The following is a 20,358-nucleotide window of genomic DNA, read 5'->3' as shown; positions in this document are numbered from 1 at the left end:
GGCGCTATAGGTACGGCTGCACGAACTCCACGTAGCGGCGGGCCATCGTGGCCAGGACGTCGGTGCCGGGCGCGGCCCAGACATCGGCGTTGAAGATCTCGACCTCGACATCGCCCCGGTAGCCGGTGGCGGCGACCGCCCGGGTGAGGGCGGGGAAGTCGATGTGGCCGTCGCCCACCATCCCGCGGCTGAGCAGCGTGTCGGCCGGCAGCGGAGTGATCCAGTCGCACACCTGGTAGCTGACGATGCGCTCGCCCGCGCGGTCGATCTGCTCCAGAATCCCCGGTTCCCACCACACGTGGAAGGTGTCGACCACGACTCCGGCCACGTCGCTCGGGTGCTGCTCGGCGATGTCGAGCGCTTGGGCGAGGGTGGAGATCACCCCGCGATCGGCGGCGAAGACCGGGTGCATCGGCTCGATGCCGAGCCGGACCCCGCGCTCGCGAGCGTGGGGCACCAGCGCGGCGACGGCCTCGGCGACGCGCGAGCGTGCCCCCGCGATGCCGCGGTCGCCCTCCGGCAGCCCGCCGGGCACGAGCACGAGCGTCCGGCATCCCAGCGCCGCGGTCTCGTCGATGGCCGCGAGGTTGTCACGGTGGGCGGCGGCTCGCGCCGCCGGGTCCGACGGGGTGAAGAAGCCTCCTCGGCACACCGACGACACGCGCAGCCCCGCGTCGCCGATCATCCGCGCGGCGGTGGCGAGGCCGGCCTCGGCGACCGGTTCCCGCCAGACGCCGATGGAGCCGATCCCGGCCGCGGTGCAGCCGTCCACCGCCTCGCGCAGCGACCAGTTCGCCGTGGTGCGCTGGTTCAGCGAAAGCCGGGCCAGCCGCGGGTCACCGGGTTCCGGAGTGGACACCCGCGCCGCGGCACCGGAGGGGACGTCGCGATCCCTGACCGCGTCGGGGAAAGCGCTCATCGCAGAGCTCCCGCGGTTTCCAGGTGCAGCCGCATCCGGTGGGCGGCGAGTTCGGGGTCGGGCAGCAACCGGACCTCGTTGGCGAGCGCGAAGATCCGCGCCAGGTGCGTGGTGCCGCGCGCCGACTGGAGCCCGCCGACCATCGTGAAACCGGGCTGGTGGCCGCACAACCAGGCCATGAACGCGATTCCCGTCTTGTAGTAGGAGGTCGGCGCGCTGAACACGTGCCGCGACAGCGGCAACGTGGCCGCCATCTCCGCGTCGTAGGTCGCGACGTCGCCCTCGTCGAGCGCGGCGAGCGCGGCCGACGCGGCCGGGGCGATGGCGGAGAAAGCACCGAGCAGGGCATCCGAATGGTGCTGCGAGTCGCCCCGGACCAGGTCCGGGTAGTTGAAGTCGTCGCCCGTGTAGAGGCGCACCCCTTCCGGAAGGGCGGCGCGCAGGGCGCGTTCGTGGTCGGCCGACAGCAGTGAGACCTTGACCCCGTCGACCTTTCCGGCGTGCTCGCGCAGCAGGTCCAGGAACGTCGCGGTGGCGGTGGGCACGTCAGCCGAACCCCAGTACCCGGCGAGGTGCGGGTCGAAGACCTCGCCGAGCCAGTGCACGATCACCGGCTCCGAGACCTGGCGCAGCACGGTGCCGTAGACCTGCTGGTAGTCCTCGGCGGACCGGGCGATCCGGGCGAGCTGGCGGGAGGCCATCACGATCACCTGCGAGCCGGTCGACTCCACGAAGCCGACCTGCTCGGCATACGCATCGGCGACCTCGTCGAGGGTGGTGATCCCGTCGCGGTGGTCGGTGCCCGCCCCGGAGGCGATCCGGGCACCGAACGCGCGGGCCTGCTCGGCGCTGCGGCGGATCAGCTCCCGCACCGCGTCCCAGTCCAGGCCCATGTTGCGCTGGGCGGTGTCCATCGCCTCGGCCACACCGAGGCCGTAGCGGAAAAGCTCGCGGCGGAAGGCCAATGTGGACTCCCAGTCCACCGCGGCCGGTGCGCCCGGGGTGTTGTCCCCGAGCGGATCGGCGACCACGTGCGCGGCGGCGAAGGCGACCCGCGAGGAGTGGGGCTTCGGGTGCTCGGTCCACTCCCGCGGCTCGTGCAGCCGCACCTCGGTCCAGGTGCCGTCGGCGTTGGGCAGGTCGATGCGCGCGGACGTGCTCATGCGGCGCCACCGGGCAGCTCGATGCGGCGTCCCTGCGCGGACGAGGCGAGTCCGGCCTCGGCGAGCCGGAGGCCGCGCACCCCGGCGGCGAGGTCGTAGGGGTGCGGCCTGCCGTGGTGCACGTCGAGCAGGAATTGTTCCCACTGGGCGCGGAACCCGTTGCCGAACACCACGTTGTCGGGGACCTCGTCCCACTGGGCGCGGAAGTCCTCCGTGGTGGGCTCGTCGGGGTTCCACGTCGGCCGCGGGGTCCGCACCCGCGGCTGCACCCGGCAGCCGAACAGGCCCGCGACGGCCGAGCCGTGCGTGCCGTCGACCTGGAACTCCACCAGCTCCTTGCGTTCGACCCGTACCGCCCACGAGGAGTTGATCTGGGCGATCACGTCGCCTTCGAGCTCGAAGATCGCATACGCCGCGTCGTCGGCGGTGGCGTCGTAGCGGCGGCCCTGCTCGTCCCAGCGCTCGGGGATGTGGGTGACGGCCTTCGCGGTCACCGCCCGGACCGGGCCGAAGAGGTTCTCCAGCACGTAGTTCCAGTGGCAGAACATGTCCAGGACCACCCCGCCGCCGTCCTCGGCGCGGTAGTTCCAGCTCGGCCGCTGCGCGGGCAGCAGGTCGCCCTCGAAGACCCAGTAGCCGAACTCGCCGCGCACGGACAGGATGCGGCCGAAGAAGCCGGCCTCCACCAGGCGCTTGAGCTTGCGCAGTCCCGGCAGGAAGATCTTGTCGTGCACGACGCCGTGGGTGATCCCGCTCGACTCGGCGGCCCTGACCAGCTCCTCCCCCTCGGCGACCGAGGAGGCCACGGGCTTCTCGGTGTAGACGTGCTTTCCCGCGGCCACGGCCTTCAGGATCGCCTTCTTGCGCTCGGAGGTGGCCTGGGTGTCGAAGTAGATCCGGGCGTCGTCCTCGGCGAGCAGGGCGTCGAGGTCGGTGCTCCACTCCGAGACCCCGTGCTGGTCGGCGATGCGCGCGAGCTTGTCGGCGTTGCGGCCCACCAGGACCGGCTCGACCTGGATCCGGCCGCCATCGTCGAGGGCCACCCCGCCGTCGTCGCGGATCGCGAGCACCGAGCGCAGCAGGTGCTGGTGGTAGCCCATCCGGCCGGTGACGCCGTTCATCAGGATTCGGTACGTGTGATCGCTCATGCTGGCTCCCGAGGCGATGTCGTAGTGGTCGGGTGGGGCGCCGAGCCGGAGGCGCGGCGCTGTCCGAGGTAGAGCTCGCCCAGTTGCGGGTCGGCGAGCAGGTCGGCGGCCGGGCCGGAGACGTGCACCCGGCCGAGGTCGAGGACGCAACCCAGGTCGGCGGTCTCCAGCGCGTGGCGGGCGTTCTGCTCGACGAGCAGGACCGCCGTGCCCGCGTCGCGCATCCGCAGCACCTGCTCGAAAACGGTGTTGGTCGCCCGGGGGTCCAGGCCCATCGACGGTTCGTCCAGCAGCACCACGCGCGGACTGACCATCAGCGAGCGGGCGAACTCGACCTGCTTCTGCTGCCCGCCGGAGAGTACGCCGGCCAGCGAGTCCCACCGCTGGGCCACGACGGGGAAGAGGTCCCTGACGAACGCGGCGCGCTCGGCGACCTCGGACCTGTCCTTGACGGTGTAGGCGCCGAGCAGCACGTTCTCGGCCACCGACATCTCCTTGAACACGCTGTGGCCCTGGAGCACGTGCGACAGACCAGCCTGGAGCATCTGCTGCGGTCGCCGGCCGGTGACGTCGCGACCACCGACCACGATCCGCCCCGAACGCGGCGCGAGCATTCCGCTCGCCACCTTGAGCACCGTGGACTTGCCCGCGCCGTTGGGTCCCACGAGGCAGACCACGCTCGCGGGCGGGACCCGCACCGTGAGCCCGCGCAGCACGAGCGCCGCGCGGCCGTAGCCCGCCTCGATGTCGACGAGCTCGAGCAGGTGCTCGCCCGCCCCCTGCTGCCCAGGTCCCTGCTGCTCAGATCCCAAGGTAGGCCTCCAGGACTCGCGGGTCGTCGCGGACTTCGTCCGGGCTTCCGGCGGCGATCGGCCTGCCGCGGTCGAAGACGACGACGTGGTCGGACAGGCTCATGACCAGGTCCATGTTGTGCTCGACGATGAGGAAGGTCCTGCCCTCGGCGTTGAGCGCTCGCACCAGAGCCGAGATCCGGTCGATCAGCGCGGGGTTCACCCCGCCCGCGGGCTCGTCGAGCATGATCGTCTCGGGGTCGGCCATAAGCACGCCCGCGAGCTCCAGCAGCTTCTGCTGTCCGTAGGAGAGATCGCGTGCCTCGGCATCCTCCAGGTGCTCGATGCCGACGCGGGCGAGCAGTTCGCGCGCCCGGTCCACGTCGTCGCGCTGGCGCGCCGACCGCAGCCGTCCGAGCAGCGACCGCGAGCGCGCCGGGACCAGCATGTTCTCCAGGACCGTCATGCGCGGGAAGATCCGGCAGAGCTGGAAGCTGCGCCCGATCCCCGCGCGGGCGATCCGGTGCGGCGGCCTGCCGGTGATGTCCTCGCCGCGGTAGCTCGCGATGCCGGAATCCGGTTTGACCAGCCCGGTGACGCAGTTGAAGAAGGTGGTCTTGCCCGACCCGTTGGGGCCGATCAGCGCGTTCACCGCGCCGTGGTGGAAAACCACGCTCGCGTCGTCCACGGCGCGCACACCGCCGAAGGACTTGGTCAGCCCCGTCGTTTCCAGTCCCCGCGCGCCCGGGGCTCCAGCCGTGCTCATCGGCCCACCTCCTGCTTCGACGTGGGCGGCTCGGCCTCGCGGCGCCGTTCGGCGAGCTCGCCCTGGGTGACCTCGCGGATCGACGCCGCACGCGGGCGGAACCGGTTCACCAGCCCGTTGAGCGCGGGGATGATCCCGTCGGGCATGAACAGCACCACCACCGCGAGCAGCACGCCCATCGCGACCAGGTGCAGCTGGGTGTCGCCGTACTGGGCCTTGAAGTACTCCATGGCGTAGCCGACGACCACCGCGCCCAGAACCGGCCCGAACAGGCTTCGGATGCCGCCGAGCAGGCTCATCAGCACCAGGTACGAACCAGCCAGGATGGAGAACTGGAAGACGGGGTCCAGGAAGCCGAACCACAGCGCGTAGAGGCCGCCCGCCAGCGCGGTGAAGAACGCCGAGACGACGAACGCCACCAGTTTGTAGGCGAAGGTCGGCACGCCGAGCGACTGGGCCTTGTCCTCGTCCTCGCGGATCGCCTTGAGCCCCGCGCCGAAGCGGGAGCGGTCGATGACCCACCAGCACAGCAGCGCGACGGCCAGGAGCGCGGCGTGCAGGTAGAAGAACCGCTCGTGCTGTTCGGGGCGCATGACGTCCGGCCCGAATGGACGGGGAACCCGCAGTCCGTCGGAGCCGCCGGTGAAATCGCCCCAGCTCTGGAAGACCAGCAGCGTGATCAGCACGAGCGCGATCGAGACGATGACGAACGACGCGCCGCGGACCCGCAGGCTGGCGATGCCGATCGGGACCGCCAGCAGCGCGACCAGCACGCCGCCGGCGAACAGCGCCACCCACGGGTCGAACCCGGCGCGGACGATCAGCAGCCCCGTGGCGTAGGCGCCGAGTCCGGAGTAGGCGGCGTGGCCCAGCGAGATGTAGCCGGTGAACCCGCCGACGAAGTTCCACGACGTGGCGAGCACGGCGTAGCTGGTGATCACCACGCCGACGGACAGGATGAACGGGTCCGGCGCCAGGCTGGGGAACGCGATCACCAGCGCGGCCAGCGCGAGCAACCCGATCACCCTGCCGGCGCGGAGCGCGACGCCCACGGCGTCAGAATCGCTGCGCAAGGCGGCCTCCGAAGAATCCCTGGGGGTGCAGCATCAAGGTGGCGAACAGCGCTACGTAGAACAGCGTTTGCGCCCAGGTGGTCCCGAGCGGGATCTGCAGCAGGCTCTGGCCCAGGCCGAGCACCATCGCGGCGATCGCCGCACCGGGGATGCTGCCGAGCCCGCCGACGACGATGATCGCCATCAGCGGTCCGATCCAGTGCCAGTGCAGCGACGGGTAGATCGTCGAGTCCAGCGCCAGCGCCGTGCCGCCGATCGCGGCCGTGGCCAGCCCGAGCCCGAACCCGTAGCCCGCGATCCGGTCGGTGTTGATGCCGACCAGCTGGGCGGCTTCCCCGTGCTGGATCGTCGCGCGCAGCGCCTGGCCGAACCGGGTGGCCTTCAGCAGCACGTACAGCCCAGCCAGCGACAGCGCGGCGAGGCCGAAGGCGATCAGCTTGACCACGGGGATGCTGGCGCCGAAGACCGCGATGTCGGCTCCGGAGTAGGGCAGGCTGATCCGGCGGTGGGTCCCGGTGAAGGCGAAACCGAGCATTCCCTCGATCAGCAGCGCGATCGAGAACGTCAGCAGCACCGACATCATCGTCAGCGTCGCCGGGCGCAGCCGGGAGATCAGCAGCCGCTGCATGCCCACTCCGATGCCGAAGAACAGCGGGACGGTGAACACCAGCGACAGCAGCGGGTCCAGGCCGGTCTGCACGGTGAAGAACCACGCCAGGTACGCCGCGAGGATGAGGAACGCCGAGTGCGCGAGCATCACCACGCGCATCACGCCGAAGTACAGCGTCAGACCTGCCGCCAGGAGGGCGTAGAGACCGCCGAGCAGCACGCCGAGCAGGAGGCTCTGCAGGAGGAGGGATCCGCTCACGTCGACCTCACCACGTCGGTTTCGGGTGGACCAGGTCCGCTTCCCTGGTGTCGGCGGGCAGGACGATCCGGATCTGCCCGCCGACGTACTGCTGGATCAGGTGCGCGCCCTGCGGCTTTCCGGTGGCATCCCAGCTGAGCTTGCCGACGACGGTGTCGACCGAGTTGGCGTGCAGCCAGTCGATGAGCCTGCGCTGGCAGCCGAGGTCCGGGTCGGCGCAGCCGACCGCCTGCACGGCGGCGGCCACGACCTGCCCGGTGGTCCAGGCGTTGGCCTCGTCCTCGGTGGGTGTGGACCCGTGCATCGCGGTGTAGTGGGCCACGAACTCCTTGTTGGACGGGTAGTCCGCTTCCGGCGTGTAGCCGGTGGGGGAGAGGATGCCCTCGGTCTGCGCGCCGATCGCCTTGGGGAACTCGGGATTGGTCGGCGCGGTGGAGAACGCGGCCATCGCGGGCTGGTAGCCGAGTTGGCGCAGCGTCACGATGAGGTTCACCGCGTCCTGGTACTGCGTGCCGCCGACCACCAGGTCGGCCCGCGAGTCGGCGATCTTCGCGGCGATGGAGCCGAAGTCGGTGGTGTTGGGCGGGTAGACCTCGTCGACCACCGTGCGGATGCCCGCCCGCTCGAGCTTCTCCTTGAGCCCGTACGCGGTGCCCTGCGCGAACGGGTCGTCCATCGCCGCGTACGCCGCGGTCTTCGGCCGCCGCTCCGGGGGCATCGCCAGGATCGCCGCCGCCAGGTGGTTGTAGTGGTCCTCGGCGACCGCGGGCGCGGCGTAGAAGAGGTTGTCGAAGCCCTGGGCGAAGACCTCCTCGGCGGCGCCCGCCGGTTCGACGAACAGGAAGCCGTAGTCCTTGGCGACCTGGGCGGCCGGGATGACCAGGCGGGTGGAGAACGGCCCGAACACCAGGTCCGCGCCGTTCTGGTTGATCAGCTTCTCGTAGTCGGCGGCGACCCGGTCGGCGCTGGACTGGTCGTCGAGGATCATCAGCTCGACCCGGCGGCCGAGGAGCCCGCCGCGGGCGTTGACGTAGTCGGCCCACGCCTCGTAACCGCGGCGCACGCCCTTGCCCGGCTCGGAGAAGTCGCCGGTGAGCGGCAGGGAGATGCCGATCCTGATCGTGTCATCACCGCCCTGGCCGGCGCTCGAGCTGAGGCAACCGGTCAGCACGAGGGCCGCGCTGGTCACGAGGGCTCCGAGCCGGAGACCGTTTTTAGTTTTCATGGTCCACCCGTCGTTGGGGGCATCCGTAAGCGCTTTCGAAAGCGCTTACGGCAGAATAGGGACCGCGGGCGGCTGCGGCAAGGGGCACCGGGGATCATGTGCGGGGTCCGGAGGACCTACCGGCGGTGTCACGGGCACGACGCGCCGGGTGGTGGTGCCCGGCGGGCCGCGCGACGGAGGGAGAGGCGCAGATGGCACAGGAGCGCGCGAGGCTCCGGCTCGTCGACGTCGCCGAGGAGGCCGGGGTCTCGATCGCGGCGGCCTCCCGCGCGCTGTCGGGGTCGGCGGGCGTCAGCGACGTCATCGCCCAGCGGGTGCGCGAGGTGGCCGAGCGGATGGGCTACGTCGCCAACGTGCACGCCCGCACCCTGGCCGGCGGGGCCAGCACGAGCGTCGGGCTGCTCGTGCACGAGATCGGCGACCCCTACTTCACCGAGATCGCCAGCGGTGTGCTGCGGGTCGGTGCCCGGCAGGGGCTGACCGTGCAGATCTGCCACACCGGCCGCGACCCGGACAACGAGCTGGCCCAGGTCCGCACGCTCATCGCCAACCGCGTGCGCGCGATCCTCATCGCCGGTTCGGGTTTCGTGGACGCGCGGGCGCAGGCGGCGGTCAAGAAGGAGTTGCAGGCGTTCCAGGCGTCCGGTGGCCGGGTCGCGGTCATCGGCCGCCACCACCTCGGCACGGACGCGGTGCTGCCGGACAACACCGCGGGCGGCCGGACCATCACCGAGCACGTGCTTTCGCTGGGGCATCGGCGGATCGCCTTCGCCGCCGGGCCGCCTGCGCTGACCACGGTCGCCGACCGGCTCGCCGGCGCGGGGCAGGCCCTCGGCGAGGCCGGGCTCACCCTCGACGACGTCCCGGTGGTCGAAGCCGCCTTCACACGCGAGGGCGGCTTCCATGCCACGTGGCGGATCCTCGAGGAACATCCGGACGTGACAGCGGTGATCGCGCTCAACGACGACATGGCCATCGGTGTGCTGTCGGCACTGCGGGCGCGCGGGATCGCGGTGCCGGGGGAGATGTCGGTCGCGGGCTTCGACGACGTGGCCGTCGCCGAGCACCTGTCGCCCGCGCTGACCACGGTGCGGCTGCCCATGACAGAGATGGGGGAGCAGGCGCTCCTGCTGGCGTTGAAGCCGCAGTCGTCCCGGCCGCGCCGCCGTTCCACGGCGCACACCCTGGTCGTCCGCGAGTCCACGGCCCCGCCTCGCGAGTAGGGAGCGGCCGCGTCGCGGCGGGGAAGGTGGGTGGGCTTGTGGCGTCTGGATCCTGACGGGGAACGCGGCGAGCCCGCCGATGAGCGCGGCTGGTCCGATGCCCGGTTCTACAAGGGCCGCGTCTTCAGCCCGGACTACGAGTGAGCGCTGCGGCGACGCGTGGCCACCGCGGCGCAAGAGCGGACGGTCGCGGTCGCCGCTCTACTCCTCCGGCGGGGTGCCGGTTTCCGCAAGCCACGACTTGGGGTCCGTGGCCTCGCGCAGCTTGTCCTCGATGACGCGCTTCTCCTGGGCGTCCAGGGGGATGCTTCGCAGCTCGGCGATCCACTCGTCGATCCCGTCGCGGTCGTCGCGGGCGATGGCGAGCTCGACGAGGGTCGCCAACGCGACGGCCCGATCGACCGGCGCAGCCTTGTCCCCGTGCCTGCGCAGGGCGGACTTCAGTGCTCTGAACGCCGCGAGGTCGTCGTTCTTGAAGTCGCGGAGGATCCGCGCGTTGTCGAGCGCCCTGGCCAGGCCCTGCAGTTCCTTGGAACCGCCGTACTCCAGTTCCGCCGGTTCGTCGCGCCGGATGAAGACGAGCGAGTTGCCCGAGGGGTCGACGAGCGTGAAGCGGCTCGCCCCGGGCCGCAGGCGCGTGATCCGCGGCCGTCCGGACACCAGCACCTTGCCGTGGGCCCGCCGCATGGACTGGGTGAACTCGGCGTGGTACGGCGCGACTTCGTCCACCATGACCAGGCAGCCTCCGGCGTTCTCGAGGCTGGGGTCCATGCCTTCGGGGCCGGCACCGAAGTGGACTTCGAATCCGCTGCACCTCAGCGCGAGGTACAGGTACGGCTTCTTCTGCTTGTAGGTGACCTCGAAACCGAGCATCTCGTAGAAGTCGAGCGTGTCCTCCAGTGACGCACAGGGAAGAACCGGGATCGTCGTTTCGTTCTTCGGCATCGCCGTGTCGGTCAAGGGTTCCGCCCTCGCGGTCATCGAGCACTGGTCCCGTCCCGGTCAGTTCTACTCGGCTGGGCGAATCGCCGCACATGGCTCCAGGGCACGTGCCCGGCGTTGACGCGCCGTTCTCACCGCGGGACACCGGATAGACGGAACAGCCGACGAAGGCGCCACGGTGCTCACGTGCAAGCGCCGGCGGGGAGACGGCTTCGCCTCCCCGCCCGTGGGGACTTGGGCGCCTGATCCGTGGGGCGTCAGCCCTGGCGTCCCTTCCACCGGGGGTTGCGCTTGTTGACGACGTAGAGCTTGCCCCGGCGGCGGACCACCTGGGAGCCGTCCTTGTCCTTCAGGGACTTGAGCGACGCTCTCACCTTCATGTGCTTCCTTCCCGTGTGCCGGCGTGCTGGCGGCCGCAAGCATAGACGATAATGATTATCGTTACCAACTAGGTGTCTCGATAGATGCTGCCGGCGCCTGGAGGGTTGACAATCAGGAGTGGCCGTTTTCGCGCCCGCTGGTCGGCGGCGGATCGGCTCCTTCGCCGGGGCCGTCGTGCTGCTCGCCTGCGTGCTCACGCCGCAGGCCGGGGCGGAGCCGGTGCCGCGCGTCGCCGAGGTGAGCGCGGTCGGCTGGGTGACCGGTGCGGAGTCGCCGAATCGCACCGATCTCCGGTTCCGGGTCCACGGAACGGACCTGGGGATCATGTGGACCGACGGTCGCGGCGGTGTGCTGATGGCCTTCGGGGACACGTTCGGGCCCGGCGGCAGCGGCCACGGGGCGCGGGGCGACCTGGACTGGCGGGCGAACGCGCTGGGCCGCACCACGTTGGGTCCGCCGTCCGTCGGCCTGGTCATCGCGGACATGGTCCAGGACTCGCCGGGCCGGGCGGGCGAGGTGATACCCCGGGATACCGCCGTGCAGGAGTACACGGTCAACCCCACGGCGGGAATCTCGGTCCGCGGTCGGCAGTACCTGCACTACATGTCGGTCCGCTCGTGGGGCGCTCCCGGCCACTGGCGCACCAACTACGCCGGCATCGCCTACTCCGATGACGGTGGCGCGCGCTGGACCAAGGCCGCAACACCGCGCTGGGACAACTCGGATGGCGGCAACGGGTTCCAGCTGGCGGCGCTGGTCCGCGACGACCGGTACGTGTACCTGTTCGGGAAGCCCAACGGCCGGTTCGGGTCTGCCTCGCTGGCGCGGGTGCGCGACGACGAGGTCCTCGACAAGGCCGCGTACGAGTACTGGGACGGCTTGGCGTGGCGGCCCGACGAAGCACGCGCCAGGCCGGTGTTCGGGGACGCCGTCGGTGAGCTTTCCGTCGGATACCGCAAGTATTGCCGGTGCTGGATGGCGATGTACCTCGACGAACGGCGCGCGGCGATCGTGCTGCGGACCTCGCCGACTCCCATCGGGCCGTGGAGCCCGGCCCGGGAAGTCGTCAGCAGCCGCGACTATCCCGGCCTCTACGCGCCGTTCATCCACCCGGAGATGGGATCTCGCGGCGAGGTGTATTTCGTGATGTCGCAGTGGGAGCAGTACAACGTCCGCCTCATGCGCATGCGGCTGGGGTAGTCGCCGGCCGGAATCGTCAGGCGCGGCGATCTCACCGGTGGCTGATCACCGCGAGGATGTGGCCATGTCCTCGCTGTCGCTACCCGAAGATTTCGTGCTGCTGCTCCACGAGGACAACGGCGGCTACCACAAGATGGCCGACCACACGAGCATCACGAGCCGGTCGTCGAGCTCGCACTCGCCGCGGCCGGCTACGCGGAGCCTTTCGACCAGTGACTCCTTCGTGGCGATGTCCGGGAAGTACGCGTCGTACGCCACGAGCAGCGCGGACTTCTGCTCGTGGCGCATCAGCTCCCGCTCGCTCAATGGCCTGCGGATCCGGCCACCGCGCCACGGCGCCGAGGTCCTCCCCCTTGCTGATCGCCTTCAGCCGGGCGCGTTCGGTCCGGTCGAATCCCAGCGAGTCGACCAGCCTGCTCGCGTGCACCACCGCCCCGCGGCGACCACTCTCCAGACGATGGTGACCACTGCGAACTGGCTGAACGTAGCGACCATGGCCTGATCCGCTCCCCGAGGCAGCGGTGCGCATGCCTTCCGCGCGTCGGCGGTCGACTTCGACCGCTGTCCGGACAGCGTCCCGGACAAGGCTCTGACCAGCCAAGACGAATGCGTGCTGTCCCGGACCGTCCGGGACGGCGCCTTCTTGTTGCCCAGCTCCTCGAGACGGGAGAAAGCTCCTCACCGCCTCACCCGAGGTGACGGCCTCGCACCGTTCCACAGCGCACAGGCCGGAATCCGGAGTCCCACTTCTGATCGAAGGAGCAAGCGATCCATGGTTTATTCCATTGGCAAGGCCGCGACCACGGCAGCGGTCGCGATGGTGCTGGCGACCACCGCCCCGGCGCTGACCGCCGCCGCGGAGTCCGGTGCTGACGCCAAGCCGTCGGCGAAGGCCTGCACGAACCTCTACATGGGCAGCGGGCACGTGCACCTGTGCAAGACGTGGAGCTGGGACGGCAACGACTACGACGGCCGGTGGTGGAACGAGGGCCCGTCGGACCTGCCGGGAGGCAGCTACCTCCAGCGTCGCGAGGACGGCGGACGCCCGATCGACTCCCCGTGGCGCGGCAGCTACCAGGATCGGGACGAAGTCGTGTTCAGGGTCTGCAACGACCTGCTCGGTTGCGGCGGCTGGTGGTGATCCCGCCTCGCGGGGGTGGTGGCGCACCGCTCGGTGCGCCACCACCCCCGTGTCCGGGGCGACGCAGACGGGCCCGGCGGACACACGCGGCAGCGGGTCTAGAAGTCGCAGAGGCGGCTGATGAGTCCCGCCAGCATGGCGAGCTGGCCCGGCGACTCGCTCGGGACCACGTGTTCGCCGCGGGAGTGCGGGCCGGCGCCGACCGCGCCCAGACCGTCGAGCACCGGCTTCCCCAGCGCGGAGACGAAGTTCGCGTCGCTCACCCCGCCGACCGAGGTGCCCTCCAGCGTGCGGCCGATGTCCTCGGCCGCGCCGCGGGCGTGGTCGAACAGCCGCTCCGATGGCGGGTTCGGGTTCATCGGCGGCCGGTTCCAGCCGCCGGTCACCTCGACCTCGATCCGGTCGTCGGCGACCGCCAGCGAGGCGAAACCGGCGTCGATGCGCGGCATTTCGGCCGGGTCCTGGATCCTGATGTCGATCTCGCAACCGGCGCGTCCCGCCACCACGTTGCGGCCGGTGCCGCCGGTGATCAGCCCGACGTTGATGGTGGTGCCGCGGCCGGGGTCGGCGAGCGCGGTGACGGCCGGGATGAGCTCGGCCAGCGCGTGGATGGCGCTGGCCCCGGCCGCGGGGTCGAGCCCGGCGTGCGACTCCACGCCGCGCACCGCGAGGTCGAACAGGCCCAGGCCCTTGCGGCGGATCTTGGCCTTGCCCGCGCGGCTGGGTTCGAGCACGAGCGTCGCTGTGCTCTCGGTGCACGCCCGCTCGATGTGCGGGCGGGAGGCGTGGCTGCCGATCTCCTCGTCGCCGTTGAGCAGGAACCGCACCGACGGGTGCGGGATCTCCAGCTCGCGCAGGAGCCGCAGGGCCCACACGCCGTGCACGATGCCGAGCTTCATGTCCAGGCAACCAGGAGCGGTGATCCGGTCGCCCTCGGTGGTGAACGGCCACTCCGCGAGCGTGCCCACCGGCCACACCGTGTCGTAGTGGCACAGCAGCAGGACGGTGCCGGCCGCGGTGCCGGGGAAGGTGACGTCGAGGATGTCGCCGTAGCGGCCGCCGTCGTGGCGCTCCCGGGCCGCCGGTTCGCCGAGCCGTTCGGTGAGCCAGTTCCCGATGTCGGCGAGCCCGGCGTCCAGCGCCTGCTTGTCGTTGCTGGGGGTCTCGCTCTCGACCAGCCGGCGCAGGTCGGCCAGCACGTCGGGAAGCGCTGCCCCGGCCCGGTCCACCAACGCTGTCGCGTCGTTCAACTCTCGTCACCTCTCCTGTCGCGTTTCGGGTGCGCCTCAGCGCACCGGGGCGCCGGGTCCCAGCGGAACGCCGAGCGCCCACCACGCCATGAAGAACAGCATCCAGCCGGTCAGCACGGCGAAGGAGATCGGGATGGTCAGCGACATCAGAGAACCGATCCCGGCGTCCTTGCGGTAGCGCTGCAGCAGCCCGAGCGCCATCGCGAAGTACGGGCTCATCGGGCTGATCAGGTTCGTCGCGGAGTCGCCGATCCGGTACACCGCCTGCGTGGTCTCCGGTGACACGCCCAGCAGCATGAACATCGGCACCACGACCGGGCCGACCAGCGCCCACTGCGCGGAGCCGCTGGTGATCAGCAGGTTGATGCAGGTGACCAGCGCGGTCAGGCCGAGCATCAGCACCAGCGGGTGCACGTCGGCCGACTTCAGCAGCGCCGCGCCGTGGATGGCGAGGATCTCGCCGATCCGGGTCCACTTGAAGTAGGCGAGGAACTGGGAGGCTGCGAAGAACAGCACCACCACCGGTGCGAGGTCGACCACGCCCTTGGCCATCGCACCGGGGATCTCCCGGGCGCGAGCGAGGCTGCCGGTGGTGCGGCCGAAGACGGCGCCGGTCAGCAGGAACACCAGGCCGAGCAGGTAGGCGACGCCGGTGATCACCGGAGAGTTGAGGATGCCGCCGCCCTCGCCGCGGAACGGTGAGCCGGCCGGGACGAGGACCGCCACCAGCACCGCCACGACGGCCAGCAGGGTCAGGCCCGCGTTGCGCAGGCCGCGCCGCTCCGCCGCGTTGAGCCGCATCTCGCCGAGCTGCTGGTCCAGGCCTTCGCCGTCGGCGGTCATGCCCTCGGTCCGCCTGGTGAGAACGAACTCGGTGACCAGGGTGATGACCACGGCCAGGAAAAGCGCCGAACCGAACGAGAAGTAGAAGTTGGACAGGGGCGTCACCGAGTAGTTCGGGTCGATGAAGTGCGCCGCGCTGGTGGTCAGCCCGGCGAGGATCGCATCGGTCGGGGTGAGCAGCAGCGATGCGTTGTAGCCCGCCGAGATCGATCCGAACGCGACCACCAGTCCGAGGATCGGGCTGCGTCCGGCGGCCTTGAACACCAGCGCGCCCAACGGGATCAGCACCACGTACGCGGCGTCGGAGGCGACGCTGCCGGTGATCCCCACCAGCGCGACGACGAACGTCAGGTACTTCGCCGGGACGCGGGTGACGCTGCCCCGCAGCATCGCGTTGAGCAGCCCGCTCCGCTCGGCCACCGACACCCCGAGCATCACCACGATGATCAGCGCCAGCGGCGGGAACTTCGCGAAGTTCTCCACCGCGTCGCCGATGATGGTCGACACGCCCTCGGCCGACAGCAGGCTCCGGACGCGGATGGTCTTGCCGTCCACTGGGGACACGGCGGAGACGCCGAGCGCGCCGAGCACGCCGCTGAGGACCATCACCAGCCCCGCCATGATGGTGAACAGCCAGAACGGGTGCGGCAGCTTGTTCCCGAGGCGTTCGACCCATTGCAGGAAGCCCAGCAGCAGTGCCATCGAGCGCTTGCGGCGTGCTCCGTCCGTCGTGGTCACCTGAGCTCCTCCCGCTCCGGCCGGCAGTCCCGCTGCTGCGTTCGCAGCATTCAACGATCACGTGGCGCAATCTGTCAATGCTTCACGAAGCGGTGGTGTTTCTATTCGGTTGCGGCCGTTGCGGTGGGGATACTGCCTTCTGCGTGGTCGAAGGTGCAGCACTCGACTCGAGTCCGGATCACCTACACTTGCCACTGAAATAGATCGCATTCATTACTTCAGAGCGAACTGAAATCAACTGGTCTGGCCGTGTGGCGGTCGGAGGGAGCAACTGTGCGGGTCAGTCCGCCGTGCGCATGCCGCGCCACAGCAGATCGGTGAGGTTGGCGGTCTGGTTCTGCCAGTCGCCGCCGGGGTCCAGGAACAGCAGGCCGCCCAGTCCGCGCAGGACCGTCTCCGGGTCCAGGTCGGCGCGGACGGTGCCTGCCTCGACGTTGGCCTCCAGCAGGGTGGCGACCGCGCCCACCATGGCCTCGTGGGCGCTGGCGGGCAGCTCGCCGCAGGACGCCGTCGCGGCGCTGAGGGCCTTCGCCAGCCCGCGCTTGGTCATCATGTAGTGCGCCAGGTGGTCGCTGGTCCACACCCGGAACGCCTGTTCCGGCGGGTGCGCCTCGAGCAGGCTGGGCACGACCTCGACGAGGTGGCGCACCTCGCGCCGGTAGACCGCCAGGATGAGCTCTTCCGGGGTGGGGAAGTGCCGGTACACGGTGCCGACGCCGACCCCGGCCTGCTTGGCGATGGCGTTGAAGGACACCGCGCCGCACCTGGTCAGCGACTCGGCCGCCGCGGTGAGGATGCGTTCGTGGTTGCGCCGGGTGTCCGCGCGCCGCGGGCTGACCGATCCCGTCGACATCATCCCTCCCCGGTCGTCGCCTCGTCCCCCTGGAATGTAATGCACGGCGGTGCTGGAGCCGGGACAGCGCCGCGACCGACGCACTTTGCGAAGCGGATAATAATCCACTAGCCTCGGGACCGAAACGGATGACTATCCGTTCGACTCGGCGGTGGGCCGGACGGAGCCGCTCCCACCACTTTGACACCGCCAGGTTTCCTACGCGGACGATCCGCGGAAAAGAGATCCAGTGGACATCTCACTCGAAATCAACGGCAGGACGGAACAGCTGAGCGTCGATCCCGGTGTGACGCTGCTGGACGCGTTGCGCGAACGCCTCGGCATCACCGGTCCGAAGAAGGGCTGCGACCGCGGCCAGTGCGGTGCCTGCACGGTGCACGTCGACGGCAGGCCCGTGCTGTCGTGCCTCACCCTGGCCGCGACCGTGAAGCAGCCGGTGACCACGGTGGAAGGGCTGTCCTCGGAGGAGGGGTTGCACCCGGTCCAGCAGGCGTTCGTCGACCAGGACGCCCTGCAGTGCGGGTTCTGCACCTCCGGGCAGGTCATGTCGGCGGTCGCCGCGGTCCGCCAGGACGTCGAGGACGTCCGGGAGTTCATGTCGGGCAACCTCTGCCGCTGCGCGGCCTACCCGAACATCGTCGCGGCAGTCGAACAAGCGAGGCAGGCCGATGCGACCCTTTGACCTCACCGAACCCGCCACCGTCGAGGCCGCTCTCGCCTCGCCCGGCACGTTCCTGGCCGGCGGCACCACGCTCGTCGACCTGATGAAGCTCAACGTCCTGACACCGCAACACGTCCTGGACATCAACGCGTTGCCGTTGCGCGGCATCGACACCGCTGACGGCCTGCGCATCGGCGCGCTGGAGCGGATGAGCGACGTCGCCGGGCATCCCGGTGTGTACCCGGCGATCTCCCGGGCCCTTCTGCTGAGCGCCTCGCAGCAACTGCGCAACATGGCCAGCATCGGCGGGAACCTGTTGCAGCGCACTCGCTGCACGTACTTCCGCGATGTCGCGACGCCGTGCAACAAGCGGGAACCGGGCAGCGGTTGCCCCGCGATCTCCGGGGCCAACCGGATGCACGCCGTGCTGGGCACCAGCGACGCGTGCGTGGCGACGCACGCCAGCGACCTGGCGGTGGCTCTGGTCGCGCTCGACGCCGAGGTCCGGCTGGTCGGCGCAGCCGGGGAGCGCACCGTCAAGCTGGCCGACTTCTACCGGCAGCCGGGCGGCACCCCCGAGGTGGAGAACGACCTGCGCGACGGGGAGCTGATCAGCGAGGTCGTGGTCCCCCGGCTGGACTGGGCGTCGCGTTCCACCTACGTCAAGGTTCGGGACCGGCAGTCCTACGAGTTCGCGCTGTGTTCGGCCGCGGTCGCGCTGGACGTCCGGGACTCGCGCATCGCCGACGCCCGGGTGGCGGTCGGTGGCGTGGCGACCGTGCCGTGGCGGCTGCCCGCGGTGGAGGAGGCCCTGCGCGGCGCGCCCGCGACCCAGGAGTCCTTCGAGGCCGCCGCGTCCGAGGCGGCCGACGGTGCCAGGCCGTTGTCCGCGAACGGTTTCAAGGTGCCTCTGCTGAAGCGGACCGTCGTCCGCGCGCTGCTGGAACTGACCGAGGGGAGCCGCTGATGACCAGCAGGCTGGACGGCCCGGCGAAAGTCACCGGGCAGGCCAGGTACGGGGTGGACCACAACCTCCCCGGCATGGTCCACGGATACGTCCTGCTCAGCACGATCGCCCACGGCGAGATCGCGGCCATGGACGTCGCGGAGGCCGAGCGCGCTCCCGGCGTGCTTGGCGTGTTCACGCCGTTCAACCCGCTGGAGCTGCGCACACCGAGCTCCCCGCTGTTCGGCGAGACGTGGGTTCCCCTGCAGGACAAGGAAGTCGCCTACTACGGCCAGCCGATCGGCTTCGTGGTGGCGGAGACCTACGAGCAGGCCCGGGACGCGGCGATGCTCGTCGAGGTCTCCTACCACCAGCGGCCGGCCCTGACCTCGCTGGAGGACGGCCTCGACTCGGCCGAGGACGCGCCGGCGGACCGGGGCGGTTCGCCGCCGTCGCTCACGGTGCTCGCCGACGGCGTCGAGTCCATCGAGGACGCGCTGGCCTCGAGTCCCGTCGTGTTCGAGGCGACCTACAGCACCGCGACCCAGAACCACGCCGCGATGGAACCGCATTCCGCGGTCGCGGTGTGGGACTCCGGAGGCCTGACGGTCTACAGCGGCAACCAGGGGGCCCACCTCCAGGCGGCCGAGCTGGCCGGTGCGTTCGACGTCGACCCGTCGTCGGTGCACGCGGTGAACCCCTACGTGGGCGGGGCGTTCGGCGGCAAGGCCCGCACCTCCGCGCCCGCGTTCCTGGCGGCGGCCGCGGCCAAGGCGCTGGACCGGCCGGTCAAGGCGGCGTTGAGCAGGGAGCAGGTCTTCACCGCGACCGCGACGCGCCCCGCGACGGTCCAGAAGATCGCCCTGGGCGCCCGCACCGACGGCACGCTGGTCGCGTTGCGCCACGACTCGTGGTGCAGCACCCCGATGGACCGGTCCTTCGTCGAACCGACCTCGCACGGCACCTCGCGCGAGTGGTACGCCACCGAGAACCTGGCCATCAGCCAGAAGATGGTGCCGCTGAACATCCCGCCGACCACGTTCATGCGCGCGCCAGGCGAGGCGCCCGGGTCCTTCGCGCTGGAGAGCGCGATCGACGAGCTCGCGGTCGAACTCGGCATGGACCCGATCGAGCTGCGCATGCGGAACAACTCGACCGCGCCGCCCGGCAAGGACCTGCAGTGGTCGAGCAAGCACCTCGACGAGTGCTTCCGCCTCGGCGCGGAGCGGTTCGGCTGGGCGAGCCGCTCGCCGCGCGGTCGCACCGACGGCGACTGGCTCGTGGGTCTGGGCACGGCCACCGCGATGTTCCCGGCGCTGCGGTTCCCGGCCACGGTCGAGGTCACCCTGCGGGCCGACGACACCGCCGTGGTCGCGACCAGCGGGTCGGACCCGGGAACGGGCCTGCTCACCGTGCTCTCCCTGGTGGGCGGCGAGTCGCTGGACATCGCCCCGGAGCGGGTTGCGCCGAGGCTGGGCGACTCGGCGTTGCCGCCCGGGGGCTTGTCCGGTGGCTCGACCGCCACCGCGAGCGTGGGCTCGGCCATCATGATCGCAGCGACCGAGGTGATCGACGAGCTGGTGGCCCTGGCGTCGTCCCCGGGCGCGCCGTTCGAGGGCATGGAGGTCACCTACGAGGACGGTCGCGTGCTGGCCGGGGACCGGTCGATGACCTTCGGTGAGCTGCTGCGGGCGGTGGACCGCTCCTCGCTGGCCGCGACGGGTTCGTCCGCGCCCGGGGAGGAGCTGACCAAGCACTCGTTCAGCTCTTTCGGCGCCCAGTTCTGCGAGGTCCGGGTGCACCGGTGGACGCGCGAGGCGCGGGTCTCCCGCATGCTCGGCGTGTTCGACGCGGGCCGGATCATCAACGAGAAGGCGGCTCGCAGCCAGCTCATGGGCGGCATGATCTGGGGCGTGTCGGCGGCGTTGCACGAGGGGCTGGAGATCGAGGAGAACGGCCGGCTGGCCAACGGTGACTTCGCGGGCTACCTGGTGCCGGTGAACGCCGACATATCCGATGTGGACGTCCACTTCGTCCAGTACCCGGACACGCTGCACAACTCCGTGGGTGCGAAGGGAGTGGGCGAGATCGGCACCGTCGGCATGGCTGCGGCCGTCGCCAACGCCATCCACAACGCCACCGGCGTTCGCGTCCGCCACATCCCCATCGTGCTCGAGGACCTGCTGGAGCAGTGACGGCCGCCAGTACCACCGTGGGCCCGGGCCCA

The 20,358-nt window shown here is 70.7% G+C and carries 20 protein-coding genes; 6 read left to right on the top strand and 14 right to left on the bottom strand.

Annotated elements, in window-relative coordinates; translation table 11 throughout:
• Window positions 1–4: 4 nt before the first annotated feature.
• The 8 genes from SACE_RS22490 to SACE_RS22455 are packed head-to-tail and all read right to left on the bottom strand — an operon-like array spanning window position 5 to window position 7,917.
• Window positions 5–919 (bottom strand): sugar phosphate isomerase/epimerase family protein, encoded by a 915-nt coding sequence (locus SACE_RS22490; protein WP_009943474.1) that lies wholly within the window; start codon window positions 917–919, stop codon window positions 5–7.
• Window positions 916–2,082, bottom strand: coding sequence for a dihydrodipicolinate synthase family protein (locus tag SACE_RS22485; protein WP_009943475.1), 1,167 nt, complete (start codon window positions 2,080–2,082; stop codon window positions 916–918). Before SACE_RS22485 ends, SACE_RS22490 begins: the two co-directional genes overlap by 4 nt.
• Window positions 2,079–3,230 (bottom strand): Gfo/Idh/MocA family protein, encoded by a 1,152-nt coding sequence (locus SACE_RS22480; RefSeq protein WP_021341480.1) that lies wholly within the window; start codon window positions 3,228–3,230, stop codon window positions 2,079–2,081. The genes SACE_RS22485 and SACE_RS22480 overlap by 4 nt, the downstream gene beginning before the upstream one ends.
• Window positions 3,227–4,042 (bottom strand): ABC transporter ATP-binding protein, encoded by an 816-nt coding sequence (locus SACE_RS22475; protein ID WP_009943477.1) that lies wholly within the window; start codon window positions 4,040–4,042, stop codon window positions 3,227–3,229. Before SACE_RS22475 ends, SACE_RS22480 begins: the two co-directional genes overlap by 4 nt.
• The gene (locus SACE_RS22470) at window positions 4,032–4,787 is read right to left on the bottom strand and encodes an ABC transporter ATP-binding protein (protein WP_009943478.1); all 756 of its coding nucleotides are present in this window, start codon (window positions 4,785–4,787) and stop codon (window positions 4,032–4,034) included. Before SACE_RS22470 ends, SACE_RS22475 begins: the two co-directional genes overlap by 11 nt.
• The gene (locus SACE_RS22465) at window positions 4,784–5,860 is read right to left on the bottom strand and encodes a branched-chain amino acid ABC transporter permease (RefSeq protein ID WP_231849730.1); all 1,077 of its coding nucleotides are present in this window, start codon (window positions 5,858–5,860) and stop codon (window positions 4,784–4,786) included. The genes SACE_RS22470 and SACE_RS22465 overlap by 4 nt, the downstream gene beginning before the upstream one ends.
• Window positions 5,844–6,728 carry a branched-chain amino acid ABC transporter permease gene (locus tag SACE_RS22460; RefSeq protein WP_009943480.1) on the bottom strand — a complete coding sequence of 295 codons (885 nt, stop codon included), beginning with the start codon at window positions 6,726–6,728 and terminating at the stop codon, window positions 5,844–5,846. Before SACE_RS22460 ends, SACE_RS22465 begins: the two co-directional genes overlap by 17 nt.
• 7 nt (window positions 6,729–6,735) lie before the next feature.
• Complete coding sequence (locus SACE_RS22455; RefSeq protein ID WP_009943482.1) at window positions 6,736–7,917, bottom strand: amino acid ABC transporter substrate-binding protein; 1,182 nt, start codon at window positions 7,915–7,917, stop codon at window positions 6,736–6,738.
• 227 nt (window positions 7,918–8,144) lie between these two features.
• Between SACE_RS22455 and SACE_RS22450 the strand changes: the two genes are divergently transcribed.
• The gene (locus SACE_RS22450; protein WP_009943483.1) at window positions 8,145–9,176 is read left to right on the top strand and encodes a LacI family DNA-binding transcriptional regulator; all 1,032 of its coding nucleotides are present in this window, start codon (window positions 8,145–8,147) and stop codon (window positions 9,174–9,176) included.
• A 201-nt stretch (window positions 9,177–9,377) separates the two neighbouring features.
• On the opposite strand, the gene SACE_RS22445 is transcribed toward SACE_RS22450, so the two are convergent.
• On the bottom strand, window positions 9,378–10,121 hold the full coding sequence (locus tag SACE_RS22445; protein ID WP_081468247.1) for a VOC family protein: 744 nt from the start codon (window positions 10,119–10,121) through the stop codon (window positions 9,378–9,380).
• Between the two features lie 254 nt (window positions 10,122–10,375).
• On the bottom strand, window positions 10,376–10,498 hold the full coding sequence (gene ykgO / locus SACE_RS22440; protein WP_009943488.1) for a type B 50S ribosomal protein L36: 123 nt from the start codon (window positions 10,496–10,498) through the stop codon (window positions 10,376–10,378).
• Window positions 10,499–10,616: 118 nt separating this feature from the next.
• Between ykgO and SACE_RS22435 the strand changes: the two genes are divergently transcribed.
• The gene (locus SACE_RS22435) at window positions 10,617–11,699 is read left to right on the top strand and encodes a DUF4185 domain-containing protein (protein WP_009943490.1); all 1,083 of its coding nucleotides are present in this window, start codon (window positions 10,617–10,619) and stop codon (window positions 11,697–11,699) included.
• A gap of 123 nt (window positions 11,700–11,822) precedes the next feature.
• On the opposite strand, the gene SACE_RS22430 is transcribed toward SACE_RS22435, so the two are convergent.
• Window positions 11,823–12,005 (bottom strand): hypothetical protein, encoded by a 183-nt coding sequence (locus tag SACE_RS22430; protein ID WP_021341257.1) that lies wholly within the window; start codon window positions 12,003–12,005, stop codon window positions 11,823–11,825.
• 466 nt (window positions 12,006–12,471) lie between these two features.
• On the opposite strand from SACE_RS22430, the gene SACE_RS22425 reads away from it, so the two are divergent.
• Window positions 12,472–12,840: a hypothetical protein gene (locus SACE_RS22425; protein ID WP_011874403.1), complete on the top strand. Its 369-nt coding sequence runs from the start codon at window positions 12,472–12,474 to the stop codon at window positions 12,838–12,840.
• 98 nt (window positions 12,841–12,938) lie between these two features.
• Here SACE_RS22425 and SACE_RS22420 read toward each other — a convergent pair whose 3' ends face one another.
• The 3 genes from SACE_RS22420 to SACE_RS22410 all read right to left on the bottom strand — a co-directional run bounded on the left by SACE_RS22420 (window position 12,939) and on the right by SACE_RS22410 (window position 16,524).
• Window positions 12,939–14,090, bottom strand: a complete 1,152-nt coding sequence (locus SACE_RS22420; protein WP_009943494.1) for a M20 family metallopeptidase — start codon at window positions 14,088–14,090, stop codon at window positions 12,939–12,941.
• Window positions 14,091–14,126: 36 nt separating this feature from the next.
• On the bottom strand, window positions 14,127–15,671 hold the full coding sequence (locus SACE_RS22415) for an AbgT family transporter (protein WP_009943495.1): 1,545 nt from the start codon (window positions 15,669–15,671) through the stop codon (window positions 14,127–14,129).
• A 280-nt stretch (window positions 15,672–15,951) separates the two neighbouring features.
• Window positions 15,952–16,524: a TetR/AcrR family transcriptional regulator gene (locus tag SACE_RS22410; RefSeq protein WP_011874401.1), complete on the bottom strand. Its 573-nt coding sequence runs from the start codon at window positions 16,522–16,524 to the stop codon at window positions 15,952–15,954.
• 229 nt (window positions 16,525–16,753) lie between these two features.
• Between SACE_RS22410 and SACE_RS22405 the strand changes: the two genes are divergently transcribed.
• The 3 genes from SACE_RS22405 to SACE_RS22395 are packed head-to-tail and all read left to right on the top strand — an operon-like array spanning window position 16,754 to window position 20,326.
• On the top strand, window positions 16,754–17,206 hold the full coding sequence (locus SACE_RS22405) for a (2Fe-2S)-binding protein (RefSeq protein ID WP_009943498.1): 453 nt from the start codon (window positions 16,754–16,756) through the stop codon (window positions 17,204–17,206).
• Window positions 17,193–18,152, top strand: a complete 960-nt coding sequence (locus tag SACE_RS22400; protein ID WP_009943499.1) for an FAD binding domain-containing protein — start codon at window positions 17,193–17,195, stop codon at window positions 18,150–18,152. Before SACE_RS22405 ends, SACE_RS22400 begins: the two co-directional genes overlap by 14 nt.
• Window positions 18,152–20,326, top strand: coding sequence for a xanthine dehydrogenase family protein molybdopterin-binding subunit (locus SACE_RS22395; RefSeq protein ID WP_009943500.1), 2,175 nt, complete (start codon window positions 18,152–18,154; stop codon window positions 20,324–20,326). The genes SACE_RS22400 and SACE_RS22395 overlap by 1 nt, the downstream gene beginning before the upstream one ends.
• Window positions 20,327–20,358 lie beyond the last annotated feature (32 nt).

Origin of the sequence: Saccharopolyspora erythraea NRRL 2338 (genome assembly GCF_000062885.1) — a bacterium.
Lineage (GTDB): Bacteria > Actinomycetota > Actinomycetes > Mycobacteriales > Pseudonocardiaceae > Saccharopolyspora_D > Saccharopolyspora_D erythraea.
The sequence above is the reverse complement of the archived record's forward strand: the minus strand, read 5'-3'. Positions and strand labels throughout refer to the sequence as shown.

What these genes read in the sequence shown, in the direction of transcription:
- SACE_RS22450 (WP_009943483.1), top strand. Translation starts at nt 8,145, where the DNA reads ATGGCACAGGAGCGCGCGAGGCTCCGGCTCGTCGACGTCGCCGAGGAG.
- SACE_RS22480 (WP_021341480.1), bottom strand. Translation starts at nt 3,230, where the DNA reads ATGAGCGATCACACGTACCGAATCCTGATGAACGGCGTCACCGGCCGG.
- SACE_RS22400 (WP_009943499.1), top strand. Translation starts at nt 17,193, where the DNA reads ATGCGACCCTTTGACCTCACCGAACCCGCCACCGTCGAGGCCGCTCTC.
- SACE_RS22425 (WP_011874403.1), top strand. Translation starts at nt 12,472, where the DNA reads ATGGTTTATTCCATTGGCAAGGCCGCGACCACGGCAGCGGTCGCGATG.
- ykgO (WP_009943488.1), bottom strand. Translation starts at nt 10,498, where the DNA reads ATGAAGGTGAGAGCGTCGCTCAAGTCCCTGAAGGACAAGGACGGCTCC.
- SACE_RS22445 (WP_081468247.1), bottom strand. Translation starts at nt 10,121, where the DNA reads ATGCCGAAGAACGAAACGACGATCCCGGTTCTTCCCTGTGCGTCACTG.
- SACE_RS22395 (WP_009943500.1), top strand. Translation starts at nt 18,152, where the DNA reads ATGACCAGCAGGCTGGACGGCCCGGCGAAAGTCACCGGGCAGGCCAGG.
- SACE_RS22470 (WP_009943478.1), bottom strand. Translation starts at nt 4,787, where the DNA reads ATGAGCACGGCTGGAGCCCCGGGCGCGCGGGGACTGGAAACGACGGGG.
- SACE_RS22485 (WP_009943475.1), bottom strand. Translation starts at nt 2,082, where the DNA reads ATGAGCACGTCCGCGCGCATCGACCTGCCCAACGCCGACGGCACCTGG.
- SACE_RS22490 (WP_009943474.1), bottom strand. Translation starts at nt 919, where the DNA reads ATGAGCGCTTTCCCCGACGCGGTCAGGGATCGCGACGTCCCCTCCGGT.
- SACE_RS22410 (WP_011874401.1), bottom strand. Translation starts at nt 16,524, where the DNA reads ATGTCGACGGGATCGGTCAGCCCGCGGCGCGCGGACACCCGGCGCAAC.